The organism is Leeuwenhoekiella sp. NPDC079379 (genome assembly GCF_044542075.1).
Taxonomy (GTDB): domain Bacteria; phylum Bacteroidota; class Bacteroidia; order Flavobacteriales; family Flavobacteriaceae; genus Leeuwenhoekiella.
This window is the reverse complement of the sequence record NZ_JBITTU010000004.1, coordinates 409,153-428,922: the sequence shown is the minus strand read 5'-3', so window position 1 is coordinate 428,922 and position 19,770 is coordinate 409,153. Positions and strand designations below refer to the sequence as shown.

At 35.6% G+C, this 19,770-nt stretch carries 15 protein-coding genes; 2 read left to right on the top strand and 13 right to left on the bottom strand.

Annotated features, from left to right (window positions below; genetic code table 11):
• Positions 1-16: 16 nt before the first annotated feature.
• Positions 17-1,111: an ABC transporter substrate-binding protein gene (locus tag ACIGAM_RS10125; protein ID WP_396511339.1), complete on the bottom strand. Its 1,095-nt coding sequence runs from the start codon at positions 1,109-1,111 to the stop codon at positions 17-19.
• 55 nt (positions 1,112-1,166) lie between these two features.
• Positions 1,167-1,733: a phage tail protein gene (locus ACIGAM_RS10120; protein WP_396511338.1), complete on the bottom strand. Its 567-nt coding sequence runs from the start codon at positions 1,731-1,733 to the stop codon at positions 1,167-1,169.
• A gap of 946 nt (positions 1,734-2,679) precedes the next feature.
• Here ACIGAM_RS10120 and ACIGAM_RS10115 point away from each other — a divergent pair.
• Together ACIGAM_RS10115 and ACIGAM_RS10110 are read left to right on the top strand one after the other, a co-directional pair.
• Entirely contained in the window at positions 2,680-4,089 is a 1,410-nt protein-coding gene (locus ACIGAM_RS10115) for a hypothetical protein (RefSeq protein WP_396511337.1), read from the top strand.
• Between the two features lie 51 nt (positions 4,090-4,140).
• Positions 4,141-5,187, top strand: coding sequence for a hypothetical protein (locus ACIGAM_RS10110; protein ID WP_396511336.1), 1,047 nt, complete (start codon positions 4,141-4,143; stop codon positions 5,185-5,187).
• 499 nt (positions 5,188-5,686) lie between these two features.
• Here the strand turns inward: ACIGAM_RS10110 and ACIGAM_RS10105 are convergent, their stop codons facing one another.
• From ACIGAM_RS10105 to ACIGAM_RS10055, 11 genes are all read right to left on the bottom strand, one after another.
• A complete protein-coding gene (locus tag ACIGAM_RS10105; protein WP_396511335.1) occupies positions 5,687-6,355 on the bottom strand; it encodes a bifunctional 4-hydroxy-2-oxoglutarate aldolase/2-dehydro-3-deoxy-phosphogluconate aldolase in 669 nt (222 codons plus the stop codon).
• Positions 6,356-6,369: 14 nt separating this feature from the next.
• The gene (locus tag ACIGAM_RS10100; RefSeq protein ID WP_396511334.1) at positions 6,370-7,380 is read right to left on the bottom strand and encodes a PfkB family carbohydrate kinase; all 1,011 of its coding nucleotides are present in this window, start codon (positions 7,378-7,380) and stop codon (positions 6,370-6,372) included.
• 54 nt (positions 7,381-7,434) lie between these two features.
• Positions 7,435-8,196, bottom strand: a complete 762-nt coding sequence (locus ACIGAM_RS10095; protein WP_396511333.1) for an SDR family NAD(P)-dependent oxidoreductase — start codon at positions 8,194-8,196, stop codon at positions 7,435-7,437.
• A 24-nt stretch (positions 8,197-8,220) separates the two neighbouring features.
• Positions 8,221-9,498, bottom strand: a complete 1,278-nt coding sequence (locus ACIGAM_RS10090) for an MFS transporter (protein ID WP_396511332.1) — start codon at positions 9,496-9,498, stop codon at positions 8,221-8,223.
• Between the two features lie 151 nt (positions 9,499-9,649).
• Positions 9,650-10,357 (bottom strand): FadR/GntR family transcriptional regulator, encoded by a 708-nt coding sequence (locus ACIGAM_RS10085; protein ID WP_396511331.1) that lies wholly within the window; start codon positions 10,355-10,357, stop codon positions 9,650-9,652.
• A gap of 184 nt (positions 10,358-10,541) precedes the next feature.
• Positions 10,542-11,444 (bottom strand): polysaccharide lyase family 7 protein, encoded by a 903-nt coding sequence (locus ACIGAM_RS10080; protein ID WP_396511330.1) that lies wholly within the window; start codon positions 11,442-11,444, stop codon positions 10,542-10,544.
• A 14-nt stretch (positions 11,445-11,458) separates the two neighbouring features.
• Positions 11,459-12,331, bottom strand: coding sequence for a PKD domain-containing protein (locus tag ACIGAM_RS10075; protein WP_396511329.1), 873 nt, complete (start codon positions 12,329-12,331; stop codon positions 11,459-11,461).
• Positions 12,332-12,350: 19 nt separating this feature from the next.
• The gene (locus tag ACIGAM_RS10070) at positions 12,351-13,772 is read right to left on the bottom strand and encodes a RagB/SusD family nutrient uptake outer membrane protein (RefSeq protein WP_396511328.1); all 1,422 of its coding nucleotides are present in this window, start codon (positions 13,770-13,772) and stop codon (positions 12,351-12,353) included.
• 28 nt (positions 13,773-13,800) lie between these two features.
• Positions 13,801-16,854 (bottom strand): SusC/RagA family TonB-linked outer membrane protein, encoded by a 3,054-nt coding sequence (locus tag ACIGAM_RS10065; protein WP_396511327.1) that lies wholly within the window; start codon positions 16,852-16,854, stop codon positions 13,801-13,803.
• 292 nt (positions 16,855-17,146) lie between these two features.
• Positions 17,147-17,491 (bottom strand): cupin domain-containing protein, encoded by a 345-nt coding sequence (locus ACIGAM_RS10060; protein ID WP_028375921.1) that lies wholly within the window; start codon positions 17,489-17,491, stop codon positions 17,147-17,149.
• A 10-nt stretch (positions 17,492-17,501) separates the two neighbouring features.
• Positions 17,502-19,769: an alginate lyase family protein gene (locus tag ACIGAM_RS10055; RefSeq protein ID WP_396511326.1), complete on the bottom strand. Its 2,268-nt coding sequence runs from the start codon at positions 19,767-19,769 to the stop codon at positions 17,502-17,504.
• Position 19,770 lies beyond the last annotated feature (1 nt).

Here is a 19,770-nt window from a genome sequence, read left to right as displayed (position 1 = left end):
AGTAATATTGAGTTCGCTAAACACATAAATAAGCATTATGCCACCCTGAAATGGGATCACTTAACTGAAAATTAAGTGAATTTGAATATGTTAACGTATCTATCAAATCGTATTCATAAGATTCATTATTCCAATTAATTTCCCATAAACGATGATTTACAACAACTCTATTTGTTTCTGAGTTTATTTTTAAAAGGCCTCTTGGACTGTGTAATTCTCCATAATTATCACCTTCTAGTTTTTGCTTCATCAACAAGCCATTTTCATAACCAAGAATTGCAAACACACTAGGTTGCTTTTTATATTTTTGGAAATACTTTTGCATAAAATCAATATTAGCTCGTGATTGAGTATCCTCCGGCAACCAAGAACTTACAAATCTGGTTTTATCAAAAAGAGCCGGAAATAAATCTAGTACTTGTGAGGTAACTGTGAATGGAAGTGTATATAAAGGAGTATTTTTGAGTACTTCACTAGACTGTAAAATTCTTGCATGTTCTTTAGCAAATGTGCCATTATAAAATGCGAAGAGCACATCAGGATCTGATGTATTTACAAACTCTTTAAGTAGTTTCGCTTCATTTGACCTTGGCTGTAAGGGAGTAATAAAATGCCCTGCAAAATGTCCTTGATCCTCTTTATAAAGTGTATTTTGAATAGCTTCGATAAAGCCATAACCCGATTCGTAGTAACATGTTGAAGTCGCTACTTTAAATAATTTGTTATCTAAGAAATATCGTCCTAATAATTCGGTTGCTCCGTAAAGATCTAAAGAGTTACAAGTAATATGTTTTCGCTTTGATAAATCTAAAGGTTGCGTTGCGCCAAAATCAGCATATATCATTTGCTCTCCAATACTCTCAACGTGATCTAAAATTTGTGAAAGTCCTTTATGCCCTAATATACCTGTAAGAAAAGAAAGCTCTCGCTGATTTGATAATTTTTGAATAGCATTAATAACACTTTCTAAATTATTTCCAAAACCAATACCTTCTACTTCTAGGTGCAATTGCCCTCCTCCGATGCCTAGACGTAAACCATCAACAAAATCTCTTCCTAATTTAGGATGCTCTTTTGATTGAGGTAGTAAAACTCCTACTTGCACGTCCATACTATTAAAAATAAAGGATCATTATTCTTGAAATGATTCCCTAGTTAATTAATTTTTAGCTTCTTGAAGGAAATATGCCAAATTCAGCAATACATACATTAATTCCTAAAAAGGGATTTCTGCTTTGCACAGGTATATTTCCACCACTTAAAGCAGTTGTTCCTGAGATATGCACCCCTCCTAATTTATCACTAGTGGCTCCACCTTCTCTATAAATTTCTGGCATGCTACCTGAAGTACCTAATACATTAATACCTCCATCAGTCTCTGAAGTAGCATTATCATTATTTGTGGTTGCAACGGTAACATTTGCTACACCATCTATTATTGCATGTGAGTGAGAAGGCAAATTAGCTTGTGTGAAAGTTAGTTGCTCAGTACCGCCTCTTTCTCCCCAATTAATTGTTGACAAACCTGGTCCATTTCCAATATGAACAATGCTTCTTCCACGTAAATCGGGTAGCGCAAAAGTAGTTCTGCCATCTCCTCCAAATGTTGTACCTAGGAGTGAAAACAAAGCCGTATTAGATGATATAGCTATAAGTTGACCGTCACATTTAGCCCATCCTCTAGGCGCAAAATTGAATCCAAAAGGTTGAATCTGTCCAATAAATGGTTCCATAGTCTATTTAATTAAATTAATATAAAATGATTAATAAAATTAAACACTATTGAGATCTTAGAAAGGGGGATAAAGCCCCTAATCTTTTAAATCATAGTTAAAATTAAAATATTTGCAGCTGAAATACACAATTTACAAGTAATAAGCGACCATTATTCTTAATTATATTTAACAAGTTAGAATAGACTACAAACCTTAATTGACAAGCTATTTGAAGAAATATTTTGCAGAAATCATTATACTAAGTTGGTGACAATTTTAACTTACTAGTCTATTATTATTGAATAAGTATTTTCACGGTTTATCTACAATAATGATTACAATTAGAATGAGTAAAGTCTAAAGTTGAAATAATTATTATAATACATTTTCTTAAACTGTAGATTTTAAATTGTTCGTTAACCATTTTCTGGGTTAACTGGATATCTTAAACGATTAAAAAAGTGCTTCACACGTTCATAACCTACGTTATCAAAATGAGTATCTTCAAATTGATCGAGTTAATGTTATATGGGCCAAAACCTTTCATTAAACACAACTTGCTTTTTAAAGCTTAATTTTATCATTAGTAAGCTATCAATTAGCATATTTATTCTTAATCACTTTATGTAGTCTTCTGCTAGATATGACGGTTTTAATTGTGTTCATACACATTATGATACAATTTTATTGTCTGTATAATTTTTGAATTTACAATAAAAAAATTATAAAAATCTTCATGGGTGTTTTCCCCCATAAATACATAATTCATTGTTTACTAATGTTTTAGTTTATACATTTACGTGTATTTATAAAATAATCTGTTCTTACAACATTTTATTTCTAGTACCCCCTTTCTCTTTTAGAAGTCCTATTCAGCTTCAGTCATTATCCCCCTAGGTATTATTATGCTTAATTAAGTTTCACAATAAATAATTAGTATATAAATAAACTTAACATTAAAGTCATGACTCAAGAACAAGAAAAACAATTACTAGAAGCTATTTATGATAGACTTTTTGATGCGATTACATATCAACCTTCAAGCGGTATTAATCCATTTAAAAATGAAGAAACCTTTATTCATTTTACCCAAAATGGAGCAGTAGATGTGAAATCTTTTGCAAACCCAAGAACTCCATCAAACCCATTAGGTGATTTAAAGACCTCTGAAGAATTTTCTGCTATGGTAGATCAGGTTTCTCCAATGTCACTTGCTTGGGAAAAATCCTCAAAAAAACTGACTGATGCTTATGAAACGGTATTAACCGGAGCTAATGCTACTACTCAACCTGATGAGAATGCAAAAGCTATGTATGACAAAGCATACAATTACCTTCATCCTATAACTACCGAAAAAAACCCATTTACCGATGAAGAAACAACTACACGTACAGACAGCAACGACTATGTAAATTATGAAACCAATAAAGGAGATTATGTAGATGCGATTATAGACTATAGAACGGCTTATAACTTATATCTGGATGATCTAGAGTCTAATGACGAATCTATAAAGAATGGAGCAGATAGAAAATGGAATGCAACAGCACCAAGACTAGAGAATGAAATTAAAAAAACCTTTAGAAAACTTACTGCAGGTAATGCTAAATATGTTGAGCAAGCACTAGACATTTTAAATACTACTATAAATGATGGTATACGTAGAGCTTTAGAAATTGCTAAAAAAGGTATTCAGGATGAGGCTAAATTTCCATCTGCTTTGGGCAATGGGAGTAGTTGGTTATTGAGTTATCCATCTCCTGCAAACTGGACAGATGAAACCAATCTAAATTTTACAGAGCTTAAAATAAAAGGATCAAACACAAAATTGAGATCTAAAGCTTCAGAAAATAGTTTTAGTATAGATACTAGCGTAAGTGTAGGACTTTGGAAAGTGAAAGCTAGTAGTGAAGGGAAATTTGAAAATTCAAACAGTAGTGCAGATAAAGATTCAGTAGAAATAAGTGCTAAAATTGCTAAGGTAAATATTATGCGTCCTTGGTTTTCTGAATCTATTTTTGGATTAGGACATTGGTCTAATAATGCTTTTGAACCAGGTGATATATCAAACGGAAAAATTGATTCTACAAACGCTAGCTCAGCTATACCTATGTATCCTGTAGCTTTTATCGTAGCAAAAGATATTACCATAAAAGCAGATTTTAGCCATGAAGAACAGGAGCATATGAAAAAATCAATAAAAGCTAGTGTGTCTGTAGGTTACGGACCCTTTACTATAGGAGGTAGTTACGGTCATGGCTCTTCTGAAGATAAATTTGACTCTGATATACAAGATGGAGAAATACGTATACCCGGGATGCAAATAATAGGATGGGTAAGTAGATTAATACCCTACTCACCAAAAAAACAATAATTATATGGCTGTGATTTCTCATATAAATCTCAGCCATAATTTTATTAATCTATGAAAAACTTATCTGACCTTTTTGCTGCAGAATTTGTAAAAAAAACACAGGTCAAACCTGAATTTACTTTTAATAAAAAAATTAGTAACCTACGAACTTCTGTTGAGCAAAGCACCAAGCCTCAGTTAATTGATACAGTTAAAACCATTTTACAGCTTAATGCTGTTCCTTTTGCTATAGATATTTCTCAGTATAAAAATGCTCATTCTCCAGATAACCCTACGGGTGATTATAAAGCAGCATACAGGCTATCACGTCTTGCTGATAGTGTTCCTATAGTAACTACCTATTATACCCCTAGCTTAAATTCGACTGAAAAAATATGGGAAAATCTTATTTATGGAGCTTCAACTAATGCAAAGTATACAAATCACTTACTTAGTAAAGCGCAGCAAAATTGTGATACTTCAAAACTTGTAGATATGGGAGGCGGCCTTAGTGGATGGCTACCGGTATATACTAAACCATCTAATTGGTATACACTACTAGATGATGAAGCTAATTTAATAGATATGGAAATTGATATGGTAAATGGCGATACCAGTAATTCAGACTTCTTAATTGTGAGAGGTGATAAAGCAATTTCCCTTGATATTATTAAACAAGACTCTACACAAAAGATCACTTTTCATAAAGAAACCCAAATCAAAAAAATAAATCTTAAAGTCTTATGTGTAGAGTTTATTAGACCCTGGTTAGATTTTGAACTTTTTAGCTTAAAGAATTGGAAAATAGAGGGTCTAAATTCGGGATATTATTCTACTGGTACACTTACAAATAACCAAGGGATATTTCCATTAGTGACTCAGTCTATGCTTATAGGTACTAAAATTAATCTCGAAGGAACGTTTAACAAGAATGACCTTGAACTTATAAAATCCCAAATAACAAAGAAAAATCATTTTTCTATTGGTCCCTTTTTCCTAAATACTAATAATCAAAAAGCAACTATTAATGAAGTAGGTTATACGACACAAATTAAATCTTCATTAACTCAAGTTATAGGCTATATAAGTAATGTAGTTCCTACAGCTCCGTCAATTTAAAGCATTATAATTCAGAAAATTAATTCAATCTATATTAGATACTATAAGCTTCCAAGAACATAGAACTGCAATAAATTTTGACCAAAAAATTTGAAATGAATGTGCAAAATCAATTTACTTATTCATATGCATTTGAAAATATTTAATAAATATCACAATTCACTTGAAAAAATTAATTCATTAAAAATAAGAATGTAAGAACTCGTAAAGCTTTAAAAGGCATTATAAATTTCCTTCTTTCTCCGCGATTAAGCGAAAGGCTTGAGAAAAATAAACCGCAGCAGTTTTATTAATGTTTTTTGTTTCAAAATTTATGCTATTCTATAAATGGGATTTAAAAAAAACCTAAATAAAAAATCCCTATAGATTAAATGTCTTTGGGGATTATGCTTCTAAGGATCAGTATCTGTAAAATTCTGATTTAACCAGTGATTTTTTAAATACTCCTTGAGTGTAAAACAGATAATACTAATATTAAAAATCTGACTACAAGCTATTTTTATTCTCGTATTGTTTTAAGTATTTCAATGACTTTCTTCACTTTAGTTTCTATTGCACTATAATCATAACCTCCTTCAGGTGATTTGCTAATTAGTTGTGAGCCTAATCCAACACAGGTAACACCTGCATCAAACCAGGATTTTAAATTTTCTTGAGTAGGAATTACACCACCAGTAGGCATAATTGACGTCCACGGTTGAGGACCTTTAACTGCTTTTACAAACTCAGGACCATAAATAGATCCCGGAAATAATTTTATAATCTCACAACCCAGTGCTTCTGCATCATTAATTTCTTTAACAGAACCACAGCCGGGTAGCCATAAAATTTTACGACGGTTACACACTTCCGCAATATCTTCTCGCAAAGCCGGAGTAACAATAAAATCTGCTCCCATTTGCATATATAAAGAAGCTGCAGCGGCATCTGTTATAGAACCCACACCCAGAAACATATCTGGATAAGTAACCTCAATAAATTTTGATACTTCACTAAATACTTCGTGTGCAAAATCACCCCGAGCAGTAAATTCTAAAATGCGTGCTCCACCATTGTAGCACGCTGATATTAAATGCTTACAACGATTTATATCCTCATCATAAAATAACGGGACAAAACCATTATACTTAAGCGCTAAAGCGACATCAATACGATTATGTTTATTCATATGTTCTTCTAAAATTAGCGTTGTACGTCGGTTCCTCCAGCAATAAGTTGTTCAACTTCAGCAACACTAACTCGATTTAAATCTCCGGGAATAGTATGCTTTAAAACGCAGGCTGCAGTAGCAAACTCTATAGCTTGTTGTAGTGATAGTTCATTTAATCCATAAATCAAACCCGCCATAAAAGCATCACCACTTCCCACGCGGTCTACAACGTAATTTACTTCATAATTGTTGGCAATAAATAGTTGATCCTTTGTACTCAAAATTCCGCCTATACGCTGATGTGACGTATTTATAGAATTACGTAAACTTGTAGCTATATATTCAAGATCGGCACAGGCTTTAAACAGAGGTTGGTACAGGTTAGGTAAGATGTCCGTTTTAGTATAATCTGGATTTACTGGAGCTCGACCCATCATAAAATAAGCCGTGTCAATATCACCCAAAATCACATTACTATAAGCTAACAATTGAGGCATAACTTCACTTGGAGCCTTTCCGTATTTCCAAAGTTTAGAGCGATAGTTGAGATCACAGGATATTCTAATTCCTTTAGATTTAGCTGCTTTTAGCGCTTCTAAAGTCAGATCGGCAGCGTTTTGTGATAATGCAGGGGTCACACCACTCCAATGAAACCAGGTAGCGTTTTCAAAAATTGCATTCCAGTCAAAAGTTCCCGGTATTGCTGTTGCAAATGCACTATTAGCCCGGTCATAAACCACACTACTTGGTCGCAAACCTGCACCTTGTTCTAAAAAATAAACCCCCAGTCTTTCTCCTCCAAAGGCACTATAATCTGAATTAACTTTAAACCGATTAACTTCTTCTACAGCACTTTTTCCTAAATCATTATCAGGAAATCGAGATACAAATTGAGTATGCATCCCATAATTAGATAGAGACACTGCAACATTAAATTCGCCTCCACCATAGGTTAAACCCAGTGAACGCGCCTGACCAAATCGCTCATTATGTTGAGTAGCAAGGCGCATCATAAGTTCTCCAAAGGTCACAACCCTCTTCATAACGCTTTCTTTAATTAAATGGGGATTAATGTACTATTCTTAAAAATATATGCTTTAGATTCCTAAAGCTTGACCACCACCTATCTGAATGGTTTCTGCTGTAATAAAGGCAGCACCTTCACCTGCTAAAAATGCGACAACTGAAGCCACATCTTCGGGCTGACCTAATCTTCCTAAAAGGATATTGTTTTTCCAGGAAGCAAACACTTCAGGTTTAGTAGATTTAATTTGAGAATGAAAAGGTGTATCTATCGTTCCCGGAGAAACTGCATTTACGCGAATTCCATATTCAGCTAGATCTTTTGCAAGTGCACGGGTAATGGCGTGTACTCCTGCTTTAGAAGTACCATATACCCCCGCGCCAGGACCACCAGCATTCCAGGCTGCATTAGATGTGTAATTAATTATGTTTGCATGCTCCCCTTTTTTAAGAAACGGTATCGCCGCTCGCGAGGCAAAGAAAACTGAATCTAAATTTAGTGCCATTACTGATCTGTAAAACTCCGTAGTCATTTCTTCAAAACGTGATCTTCCACCCAGGCCACCTGCATTATTTACCAGGACATCAATCTTTCCGTATTTTTCTCCTACAGCCTTAATATTTAAAGTTACCTCATCTTCATTAGTGACGTCAAAACCATAATATTCTGCTTCTATATTTTCAGCTTTAAGTTCTTGTACGCGGGCTGCTCCAGCCTCATCATCAATACCATTTAAGATTATCGTAAAACCATCTTGGCCTAATTTTCTTGCGACTGCAAACCCGATGCCTCCTGTGGCGCCTGTAATTACTGCAACTTTACTTTTTGTACTCATCCTTGTTATTTTTTAATTATCGTATTATTCTATTTCAACCGGTCTTACCTTTCGTATCAATACTAAAATTGATAAAACCGCCAGTGGTGCTAAGACCGCTATTAATATAAATGCCGGGGTATAAGATTTTAAGGTTATCTGTGGAATCAACCAGTTCATAATAATAACCGAAACTGCGCCCACGCTTCCTGCTAATCCTGCTAATGTACCCACTGAAGGGCCTCTAAATAGATCGCTTGATAAGGTTTGAATATTTCCTATTGCAAACTGAAACCCAAACAAAACGATTCCTGTTATGTAGATAAATGACATAGGGCTATCTGGCTGAACAAAGAATATAATTCCCAGAAGTCCTAAAAATATCAAAACACCACCTATGGTTATAGTGATTTTACGGGCAGCATCTGTAGTTTTAGTTTCCATAAGCTTGCCGCAATACCATCCTCCCAGAAGACTACCGGCCATACCGCCCAAGTACGAAATCCAGATTGTAGAACCTATTTGTTCAATACTAAAACCGTATTCAGAATGTAAATAAAGTGGCATCCAGCCTACAAATAACCACCAGATTGGCTCAATAAAAAACCGTGCAGATAGCACTCCCCAAGATTCTTTATAACTTAGGATTTTTATCAGGCTCAATCCTTTTTCTCGCTTCTCATCTTCATCAAAAACATTTTCCAGGCTTCCCTGTGAAATAAATTTCTTTTCTTCATCGGTAATCCACGGGTGCTTTCTAGGTTTTGCTTTATTAATGAATAACCACGGAATAATCCAGATTAGACCCAAAAAACCTATAATTATAAATGTAGTTCTCCAACCAAATCTTCCATATAAAAAAGCAATTAAAACCGGTGCAATAACACTTCCTAAAGAAGCACCTGCATTAAAAATACCTTGAGCTACCGCACGCTGTTTTACCGGAAACCACTCTCCATTACTCTTTACCGCTCCTGGCCAATTGCCGGCTTCTCCCAGACCTAATAAAGCTCTAAAAAGTGTTAACGAAACCAGCCCTCGTGCTACCGCGTGAAATACAGAAGCGATAGACCATACTGCGATAGAAACTACAAATCCCATACGCGTACCTATAATATCGTACAATTTGCCCGAGAGAAATTTACCCGCAGCATACGTGATCATAAACACATTTAGCATAATGGCATAATCTGCCTCATCCATCCCCAGGTCTTTCCCCATTTCGGGCCACATCACTCCAAAAGCTGTACGATCTATATAGTTAATTACTGTTGCTAAACAGATCAACCCAATAACCCACCACCGTAATCCTTTTACTTTCATAGTTACTTGTTTCTATCTGATTATTTCACCTTAATTTTAGGCAAAATAATACCTGCTGAATTTTTAATGATTTTTAAAAATTCAGTATTAATTTCTAATAAATTAAGTGCTTAAAGCTGCAGCTAACCGGCTGCTTAAAACTTAAGGACTCCTATAAATCTACATTATAGCAATACTTATACAGGCTTTTAAAATGTATTTTCATAAGCTCTTTACTCTCCTGAACATCTTTGTTTTTAATTGCTTCAAAAATTGCCTTATGTTCTTCTATACCTCTAAAAGTTTGATCATCATCACAAACATGGTATTTCTCAAAATTTGTTATAATCTCAGGGGTTATAATTAGCATAAGTGTATTTAAACTTGAGTTGCCACTAGCTTTTGCTATTGCCAGATGAAAAAGTAAATCTTCCTGAACCGCATCTTCGCCTAATAGCGCTTTTTCGGTATATGAATCGAGTGCCTGTTTCATATGTACTAATTGCTCTTCAGTACGGCGCTGTGATGCTAATCTTACAGTTTTTAACTCTAACAAAATACGTGTTTCTACGAGTGACTTAAAATCTGGATCTTCTAGATTAAGTATTTCATTTATCATTCCATTTAATGCAGTTACTCCTAATTGCGCAACAAAAGTTCCGCTTTGCGGAATTGATTCTAATATGCCATAAAACTCTAGAGTCTGTATCGCTTCTCTAATTGTACTACGGCTAACCTCAAACTTTTCTGAAAGCATACGCTCTGAAGGCAGCTTATCACCAGGCTCTAAATTCTTATAATTTATATGATCCCGTATTTTTGATATAATAGCATTACGTAACCCTTTATTATCTGTTTTAGTTAAAGCTTCTATCTTCATAACACATTAAATGTTTCTGATTAAACTGGTTTACCAGATTGGTTTATCAAATTTAAGAAATTTTATATTAGTAAAAAAGTAAAACTTAATCCATTAACCTAGCCTCAACTATGCAGTAGATGAGGCTAAGTACAGGACCTCGAAAACCTAACGAAACTTAAACAAACAATTAATTTTTAATCTTTTAATGACTTACTTCAAGTTTATAAAACTTAACACTTGCTTGTGCTCCCTTGTCACGGGTCTGAAAGTAATTTCCTGCTTTAAAATAATTTTCAAACACACCCCATTTTTTAATATTTATATCATCATAAACAGCAAATTCTGTATTATTTAAACTCACCATCATTTCCCCGTCTGAAACTTTAACCTCAATATCAAATTTTTTAAAACCTACTTCTTGCTTAAATGTGTGTCCCTCGTCATCATCCCAGGCTTCTTCATGCAGAATGCCTTCTTCTGAAACAGCTGTATTTTTTAGCACTTTTGTTTTTACCCTTATCTGCCCATTCTGCCAATAAATCTTCAAAATAGGTGGTGCATTGTTATCATCCTGACCTATCAATTCTTTTTGAGAATTTGTAAGTCTGCCGTGAATTTGAAGAATGATGACTCGATGGTATTTACCCTCATCATCTTTAGTAACATCTTCCATCGCAATACGGGCTTTTAATTTCCCTCCTTGAGCAAATGTCCAGTTCACATTATCATCCCCGGGTACCATCTGCTCCCGCAGTTCAGATCTGCTATACTTCGTATTTGCTGTTGTAGCTTCTGATGGATACGCGTGAAATACCAATGCCCCTGCAGTAGAATCATTATACATAAATGGTTTTAAAACCGGATTTGTAGCATATTTTAAAATGGCAGGTGGCTCAACACTGATAGCTCCCCCTTTACCAGAACCTTCGGGTATTGTAACCTTCCAGTGCGATAAATCTATATTTGGTAATTTTACACGATCAACTTCAGCTTGCACCACGGTCTCCACATCCTCTTCAACCATTGGCCCATGTTCCTGAGAGCAGGCTGTAGAAGTAGTAAGTTGCAGCGCAATCGCTAGTATACCTAGTTTGTTTAAAAACATTATTTTTATTTTTATTATTCCGCAGGTATTATAGATACATCATCTAAATACGACTCACTTGCATTTGCACCAGAGTCAAATAGAATAGAAATTTCACCGTTTGCTCCAGTTTCAAACTCTACGATAACTCGATTAAAATTACCTTTACCATCATTAGTTGTACCAGCAGTCTGGCCTAGTTGAGGAGCGTTAGCAAACTCACTAAAATTATCTAATTGACCATCTATTACGGTAGCTCGTACGCTATCACCGTCTGATTGAATAGCATAATATGCTGTTAAAATATATTTTGTATTTGCAGAAACAGTTACTGCCTGATAGGATACCCGTGGGCTATTTGAACTTGCAGTTGTAAATTTTGCACCACGTGTACCATTACGCCCGTCTGAAGTGGTTTGATGTATACTTCCACCACTAATTCTCCAGCAATCTCTACTGTCTCCCGTACCGCAAATACCGGCTGCATCTTGAAATTCTGCAGCACCTATTTCTGGAGTTATAGCTGTAGGAACTGGCGGTTCTACAATTGTGATTTCTGCCGTAAAAGTATCTGTTTTACCCAGTGCGTCTGAAGCGGTTAAAGAAACCGTATAAGTACCTTCATCTGGGTAGGTATTTACAGCATCACGCGTGCTAGCTGTGTTACCATCCCCAAAGTCCCAGGCATAGGTAGTTGCGCTTCCTGAAAAATTAGCAAAACTATAAGTTAGAAAATTAGTATCGCTTTGTGAGGCTGTAAAATTAGCCTCTGGCGGTGTAAGATCTTCAATAGAACCTTCTTCTGGCAAGTCATATTCAAAATCGCAAGCAATTAAACTGAATATCATACAAGCTGAAAACAAGAACTTAAAAAAATGTAAACCGGCTATTTGTTTTATCGTGTTCATCGTAATTGTTTTTTAATTTTTAGTAACCCGGGTTTTGAGTCATCACACCATTGCTTAGGTTAATTTCTCGTTGTGGTATAGGCAATAACAAATCTGTTGAATTAAAGCTGTAGCCATTAACATTTGAGAAAGCAGATAATACTTCTTGTGCTACGCCAAAACGTACTAAATCAAAAAAGCGCTGATTCTCAAAAGCTAATTCAACTCTACGCTCTGCCAGCAAATCTGCTTTTGTAATTGTAGTTACAGGAGTTGTAAGTCCTGCTCTGTCCCGTACTCTTTGAAATGAATTTAACGCAGCCGTAGCAGAAGTTTGTTGACCACCCGCTAAGATTGCCTCTACGTGCATAAGCAATACATCTGCATACCTAATAACAATCCAGTCATTACCGGCCAGTTCAGGATTACTTGCAGTAGCCGCAATACCTAAATTTGCATCACCGTTAGGGATATATTTTGCTACCTGATATTGTGTAGGTTGTGCAGCATCTTGTCTATAGGAATACAGCGTTCTGTTACCTCCTAAGTTGTCTAAAACTTCACGAGCATCTGAAGTTACATAATTGACCCCACTCGTGCGACCTACTGAATTGAGCCATTCTGCAGAAATATTTTGACTGTCTGATGTAAGATCTGATGTATAACCTACAGCAAATATGACTTCATTATTATCTTCAGTATAAAAAACGTCTTTAAAATTAGGCTCTAAACTAAAACTACCAGACATAACGCTCTCGAGTAAGGTTTGCGCTTCTGAGTAGTTAGAACCTTGTGTTAAGTAAACTTTTGCAAGTAATGATTGAGCCGCAGCTTTTGATGCTCTGTTTCTATATGTATTATCTAAGCCGGAAATAGCAGTCTGTAAATCTGCAATAATTAAATCATAAATACCGCTGGTTGCAACACGTGTAAAAGCAACCTCACGCTCTAAAGGCCCTGTTAATCTATCTACGAGTGGAATATCGCCATACAAACGTACCAGATTAAAATAGGCATAGGCTCTTACAAATTTTGCTTCAGCTTCAAAAGCAGGAGCTTTATCTGCTGATGCCGCTTCAAGACTAGACAGCACCAGGTTTGCTCTATAAATAATCTCGTAAAAGCTATTGTAATAATTACTCACAATACCGTTACTAGGAGTTACCGTATAACTCTCAAACTGTGCTGCCTCGCCTTCACTCGATTTAGTTCGGGTATTATCGCTGCGCATTTCAGTTAAATAATATTCTCTTTGAATACTAAAGTTTTCATCAAGATCATTTGAGTTAACACCCTGTATCGCATCATACATACCTATAACACCGGTTAATATCTCATCGTCATTTGTAAAATAACCCTCTGAAGATACAGCAGATTCAGGTAAAGGTTCCAGAAAATCTTCTCCACAGGAAACCATTATCCCGGTAAGGAGCAGTACAATAATTGGATATACTTTTTTCATAATTATGTTCGTTTTGCTTTTCATATTCTTAAAAATCAGCATTTATACCAAAAGATATAGTTCTGAATATAGGTGAACCACCACGCTGATAGCCATAAGTTGTAGGTGATGTATCGTCTATTGATTCTGGATTAAAACCGGTATAGTTATCTGCTGTCAAATACATAAGATTTTGTCCTGCAGCGTATACTCTAAACCCTGTTAATCCTACTTTTGAAGTTAGTGTCTTGGGGAAGTTGTACCCAATATTCACATTACGCAAAGCGATATAAGATGCATCCTGAACAATAGAATTAGTAAAGATTTTTTCTTTAATAAAGCCCTGGTTAGGCGTAGTTTGTACATTAAAATCCTGACCGCTATTAAAGTGGTTAAAAATGTATTGATCTCCCATATTACGCACTTCTGCACCGTGGCTTCCTTGAAATAAGAAACTTACATCTACATTTCCTATTTTAAAATCATTAGAAATACTCCATACTAAATCTGGATACGGGCTACCTAATATCGTTTTATCATCATCATCAATTAAACCATCACCATTTAAATCTTTTACATACACGTCCTGCGCCTGCCCACCTATTGGAAAATAGGGTTGTTGTAAGTTTTCTAAAGCAATCTCTTCATCTACCACCCAGCCATAAAATGAAGATATAGGTTGACCTTCCAGGTTTATCCATTCTGAAGCCCGTTTGTCATCTGTTATCTGAATTTGACCATTAGAATCTGCAAAGTCAGTTAATTCATTATCATTCATTGAAGCTAAAATTGTAGTACTCCACTGAAATTTTGGAGTTGAAATGTTGCGGGTACGCAGCTCAATTTCAATACCACTGTTTACAACCTCTCCTATATTTACAAGAGCATTTCTAAAACCTGTTGTTGAACTTACAGGATTAAATAATAGCAATTGATCACTGGTACGCTTGTAATAATCTACAGAACCAGTAATGCGATTGTTTAAAAAGCCAAAGTCAACACCAGGATTGTATTCTCTAGAACGCTCCCATTGTAAATCTGGGTTAGCAATGTTAAGCGCAATATATGCAGCTTGTAAACTACCATCTATAGTTGCCGAAGAAGGTCCTAATAACGGTAATGACGGGTATAAATCTATAATATCACTCCCAGTATCTAAATCTTTGTTTCCGGTAAAACCATAACTAAATCTAAACTTAAGGGTACTCAATGTATTACTTTCTTTTAAGAAATCTTCTTGTGCAATATCCCAACCTACAGACACTGCAGGGAAATCACCGTACTTATTATCTGCACCAAAAACAGAACTACCATCTCTACGGAAACTTAATGAAGCCAAATATTTGTTAGCATACGCATAATTTACTCGGGCAAAATAAGACTGAAAACGTTCAGCAAATTTATAAGAGTCAATATTTGTTAACACTGTTGCTGCCGTTAAAGTGCGTATTAAATCTGAAGTATACCCAGTACCTAACGAACTTTCTCCTGAATAATCCCATTTTTCAAAAGATATACCTGCTAGCACATCAAACTCGTGCTCTCCAATCTCTTTATTGTATGTCAAATAGCTTTCTGAAGCGATGTGAATTTGCGTTTCATTTGACACTTCATAACTTGCATCTGCAGCGCCATTTCTACTAGATAAAACACCTTGCCATCTGTCACGTTTTGTACTTTGATAATCTCCAGAAAGTGTACTTCTCAATTTAAGATTGTCGTAAATCTCATACTCCCCGTAAAAGTTTCCGTTAAGTTTAAATTTATAATCATTACGGTCACGCTCGATAACTTTTGCAGCCGGGTTTGTATTTGAAGTATCACTAATGTCAATTAAAGTTCCGTCTCCAAACAAATCATAGTTATCAAAATGTCTTTGAAGTGCATACTCCCCTATTTGTACATCTGGGTATACATTACGATCTACATACTGTATAGTATTTGCATCGTGATATACAGGTAACCAGGCCGGCTGGCGTAATATATCGTGAGTAGAACCATCAAACCTACGTGTATTTGTATATGAAGGTGCCAGGTTACCTCCTATTTTAAATTTCTCACTAACTTTAGAATCTAACTTTAAACGTAAGTTATAACGCTTGTAATCGTCTGTTAACAGCACGCCCTCATCGTGTAAATATCCTAATGAGATGCTAAACTTTGTATTCTCGTTACCTCCACGGGCGCTAAGTGAATGATTTTCAATCATACCACCATCAAAAATGATGTCTTGCCAGTCTCTATCTATACCTATTTGTTGTATGTACTGCGTTCTATTAGACAAGCTTCCTGTAGCAGCTAATTCTGCCGCAGCAGTCTTTGCTACCGAAAAGTAATAGGCATCACTTTGTCTTGCTTCTTTAAACCCGGTATATCCCTGATAACTAAAAACAGTTTTACCTTCTTTACCTTGTTTTGTAGTAATTAGAATTACACCATTACCTCCACGAGAACCATATATGGCAGCAGATGCAGCGTCCTTTAACACATCAAAAGATTCTACCTCGCTCATATCTAAACTCCCTAGAAAGTCATTATCTACAACCAGACCATCTACAACAATTAACGGGTCTGAACTCCCGGTAAGTGACCCTGTACCTCTAATACGTATTGTAGGCGCAGAACCAGCTTCTCCATTAGTCGCCTGTACGTTAACACCAGATATTTGACCTACTAATGCATCATCTACACGTGAAACTGGCAATTGATCCAGATCTTCATTTACCACACTCGACACCGCACCGGTTAAGTGACTCTTTTTACGTGTACCATAACCTACCACAACGACCTCGTCTAGGTTTTGAGCATCATCAGATAGAGACACATTTAATTCCTCTTTCCCCACAACCGATAACGTTTGCGTAACAAAGCCAACATAAGAAAATATAAGTTTTGAATCATTAGAAACCGTAATTTCATAATTACCATCAAAATCTGTTACTACCCCAGAGGTAGTTCCCAGCACTAAAACATTTACTCCCGGTACAGGGTTGTTGTCTGATGCTGCCGTTACTGTACCGCGTATTGTGTAATTCTCCTGTGCAATTAATGCAAACTGACAGAGAAACATAATAAACACAGTCGTTATAGTTTTAACATTCATAAGAAAAAAGGTTTATTCTTTTAATTTTGTTACTACTTAAAAGTATGTTGTAAATCTCACACTTATATTGGTATCCCAAACTGGTTTACCAATTTGGTTTTCCAAATATATACAATATAAAAGCATAAAAAAAAATTAATAATGTTAAAATAGTTGTTGATTGCTAATTTATTACGCTGTGAATTATTGATTCATAAAAAAAGTGGCTGTCTTTTTATCAAGACAGCCACTTTGAACCAATTATTTTGAGACTCCAGATCTATAATTAGATCTACATATTTATACTAAAATATTACATAAAATCTTCACGTATGGGACTAAATACGTCTATAAGCATACCATCTTCTGTACATAGAGCGCCGTGCAATACATGTGGTGGAATATAAAATGAATCTCCGCTTTTCAAAGTCTTTGTCTCCCCTCCTATCGTAACGTCAAAACTCCCCTTCACGACATAAGTTACTTGTGCGTGATGATGCTCGTGCATAGGACCAATACTTCCTTTTTTAAAATCTACCTGCACCATCATTATCGTGTCGTCGTATCCTTTAATTTTGCGTTTTACTCCATCGCCCACAGTTTCCCAGGCGATCTCATCTCCTAATAAAAATTCTTTACTTGCTCCAAATGTTTTCATTGTATTCTTTTTATCGATTTGTAAAATAATACGGTCCATCCCAAGTATAGGTGGTTCCGTTAAGCGTTAATTTGTGTTTTTCTTGAGTGCTAGACTTTAGATTTGCAATGATAAACATGTACGATGTATCGTTAATCAAATCTACTTTTACAGCTGTATATGCTTCAGTATCTACTTCTATATCCATATTTTTTACGGCAGATTCTGTATTTTCAGCTCTTTCATTTACCGTATTGTAAGTACCGTGTGATTCTAAAATATTAACGAAGAGCGCGTTTTTGACTTTAGCTTTTCGAAACAAAATACCCGCTTCTCTTCTAAGATTAAATTCTGGATCGTTAGCGCCCTGTCTTACAAATAATATGCTATCTCCTACAGTAGTTTTACTACTCAAAGTATAAAACAAATCTTTGTTGAGCCATGTAATCTGTGTGAGCTCTGTATCTGCTTTTGCCGTGGCTTCTTTCCAAAGATGCTGATATCCATTTGAAAGACCTAGAGGTTCAAGGCGGTTTTCTGCACTGGGTTTTATTGAAATGTCTATAAGCTGACCCTTATAGTAAAAAGGTAAATCATATTGATTTTCTACATCAGCCTGAACTTTTAAAATATCGAGAAGTAGTGGCTTTGAGTTATTTTCCTGCGGAAGCATTGCCAGTGTACGATGCATTGCAGTTCCCGGGTATGCATTATTTTCTTTAGCACTTACGACCTGTATATTGTCATTATTTATATCTTGAAAATAAAGCTCAGAATGGTGCTCACTACCGGTTTTGAAGTCACCATTAAAGTGAGAGACTTTATTTCGAACAAGCGTATTATGGGCGATAGTCTGTTTTGCCCATGTGGTGTTCTCTTTTAAATAGCCACCACCATTCTTTGCGTTTATATTTACAAAACGCGCTAATCCATAATCTGGTAAAACCTCATCTCCATTCTCATAAACAGAATAGGAGAGCTTATCATAATGCCCATGACTGTTACCTTGCGCGCTGTATTTAAATACCAGTTCTAGATCACTTCCTGGCTTAGATCGTAAAATAGTAACGCCTCCCTGTTTTCCGTCAGGACCATCTGTTAGACTAAGTGATTTTTTCTCAAAAGGCTCCATCTCCTGTTCTTTTAAATCAAAAGCTACTGCTAGTCCTGCGTCATCTAAGGTTACTTCGTTTTGTGTTTTTGCAAGGGCAAGTAGTTGCCTATCCTGATTACCATAATGATATGCGATATCAACGCTATTTACTAATGCTGAGTTGTAATAAGACATCCCTTTCTGGGCATCGTTTAGCGGAAAAAAATCACCATTAGAGTCAGTTAAATTAAGTAATGCATAAACCGCCTTAAGCTGCACATTATCTTTAAACTGTAACACTTTTAGTTGCGGTAGTGTATTTTCTAGAGCTGCTGAAAAAGCCAAAAAGGGATACATCGCATATCGTTGATAATAGGGACCTTCTGTATAATAACCATCTGGTGAAAAAGCTTCTTCAATATTTGCTAAAAACCCCGCATCCTGACCAGGCTTCTTTATGAGCCCACCATCATTATCTACAGCATTCTCATCAATGCTGTCTTCGGGCAAACCATAAAGTGCATAATTAATTAATTCACTATCGCGCATTGCGAGTCCCATCATACCTACTGCGGCATTACCCCACGTACTGTGATTGTGTATGCGATTAAAAAATTGAGGGTTTTCTATTGAAAGAAACATTGCAAAAGGTCTAAATAATTGACGCTCCAATTTCTTTCGATCTTGAGGAGATAACCAGTCGTAAATTGCATCATACGCCTGGCTCATATTTACAAGCCAATTTGCATCGTTGAGACATTGCCAAAATAATTTACCTCTTGAGTACGAGCGTGTTTCAGGATGTAAGGGTAGTGTGGGATATATGCGTGCATATTCCATAAAAACCGCTTTGATATAATTAGCATACTTCTCATCACCATAAATCTGAAATAAAACACCCGCTTTTTGCAACATTACATAATTCTCTTTGTGTTGCATATGCGTATATCCACCGGCCATATCTTTAGGAACAGGAACTTCTATTTTCTGGCTTAGTATAGAATCTATTTCTCTTTTGGTTTGTTCTAGCGTATTATCAAAAAGCGGTAAGCTTCCCAAATTAGCTTTTATTGCAGACAGACCGTCTTTTGAAATTAGCAACCCGTGATGCTCTTTATCTTTAAAGGTATAAGATTGTTTATTCTGCTGACTAAAAGCGGTACAAAAAAAACACAACAGCAAAACGTGTAAAAATTTTTTATTCATA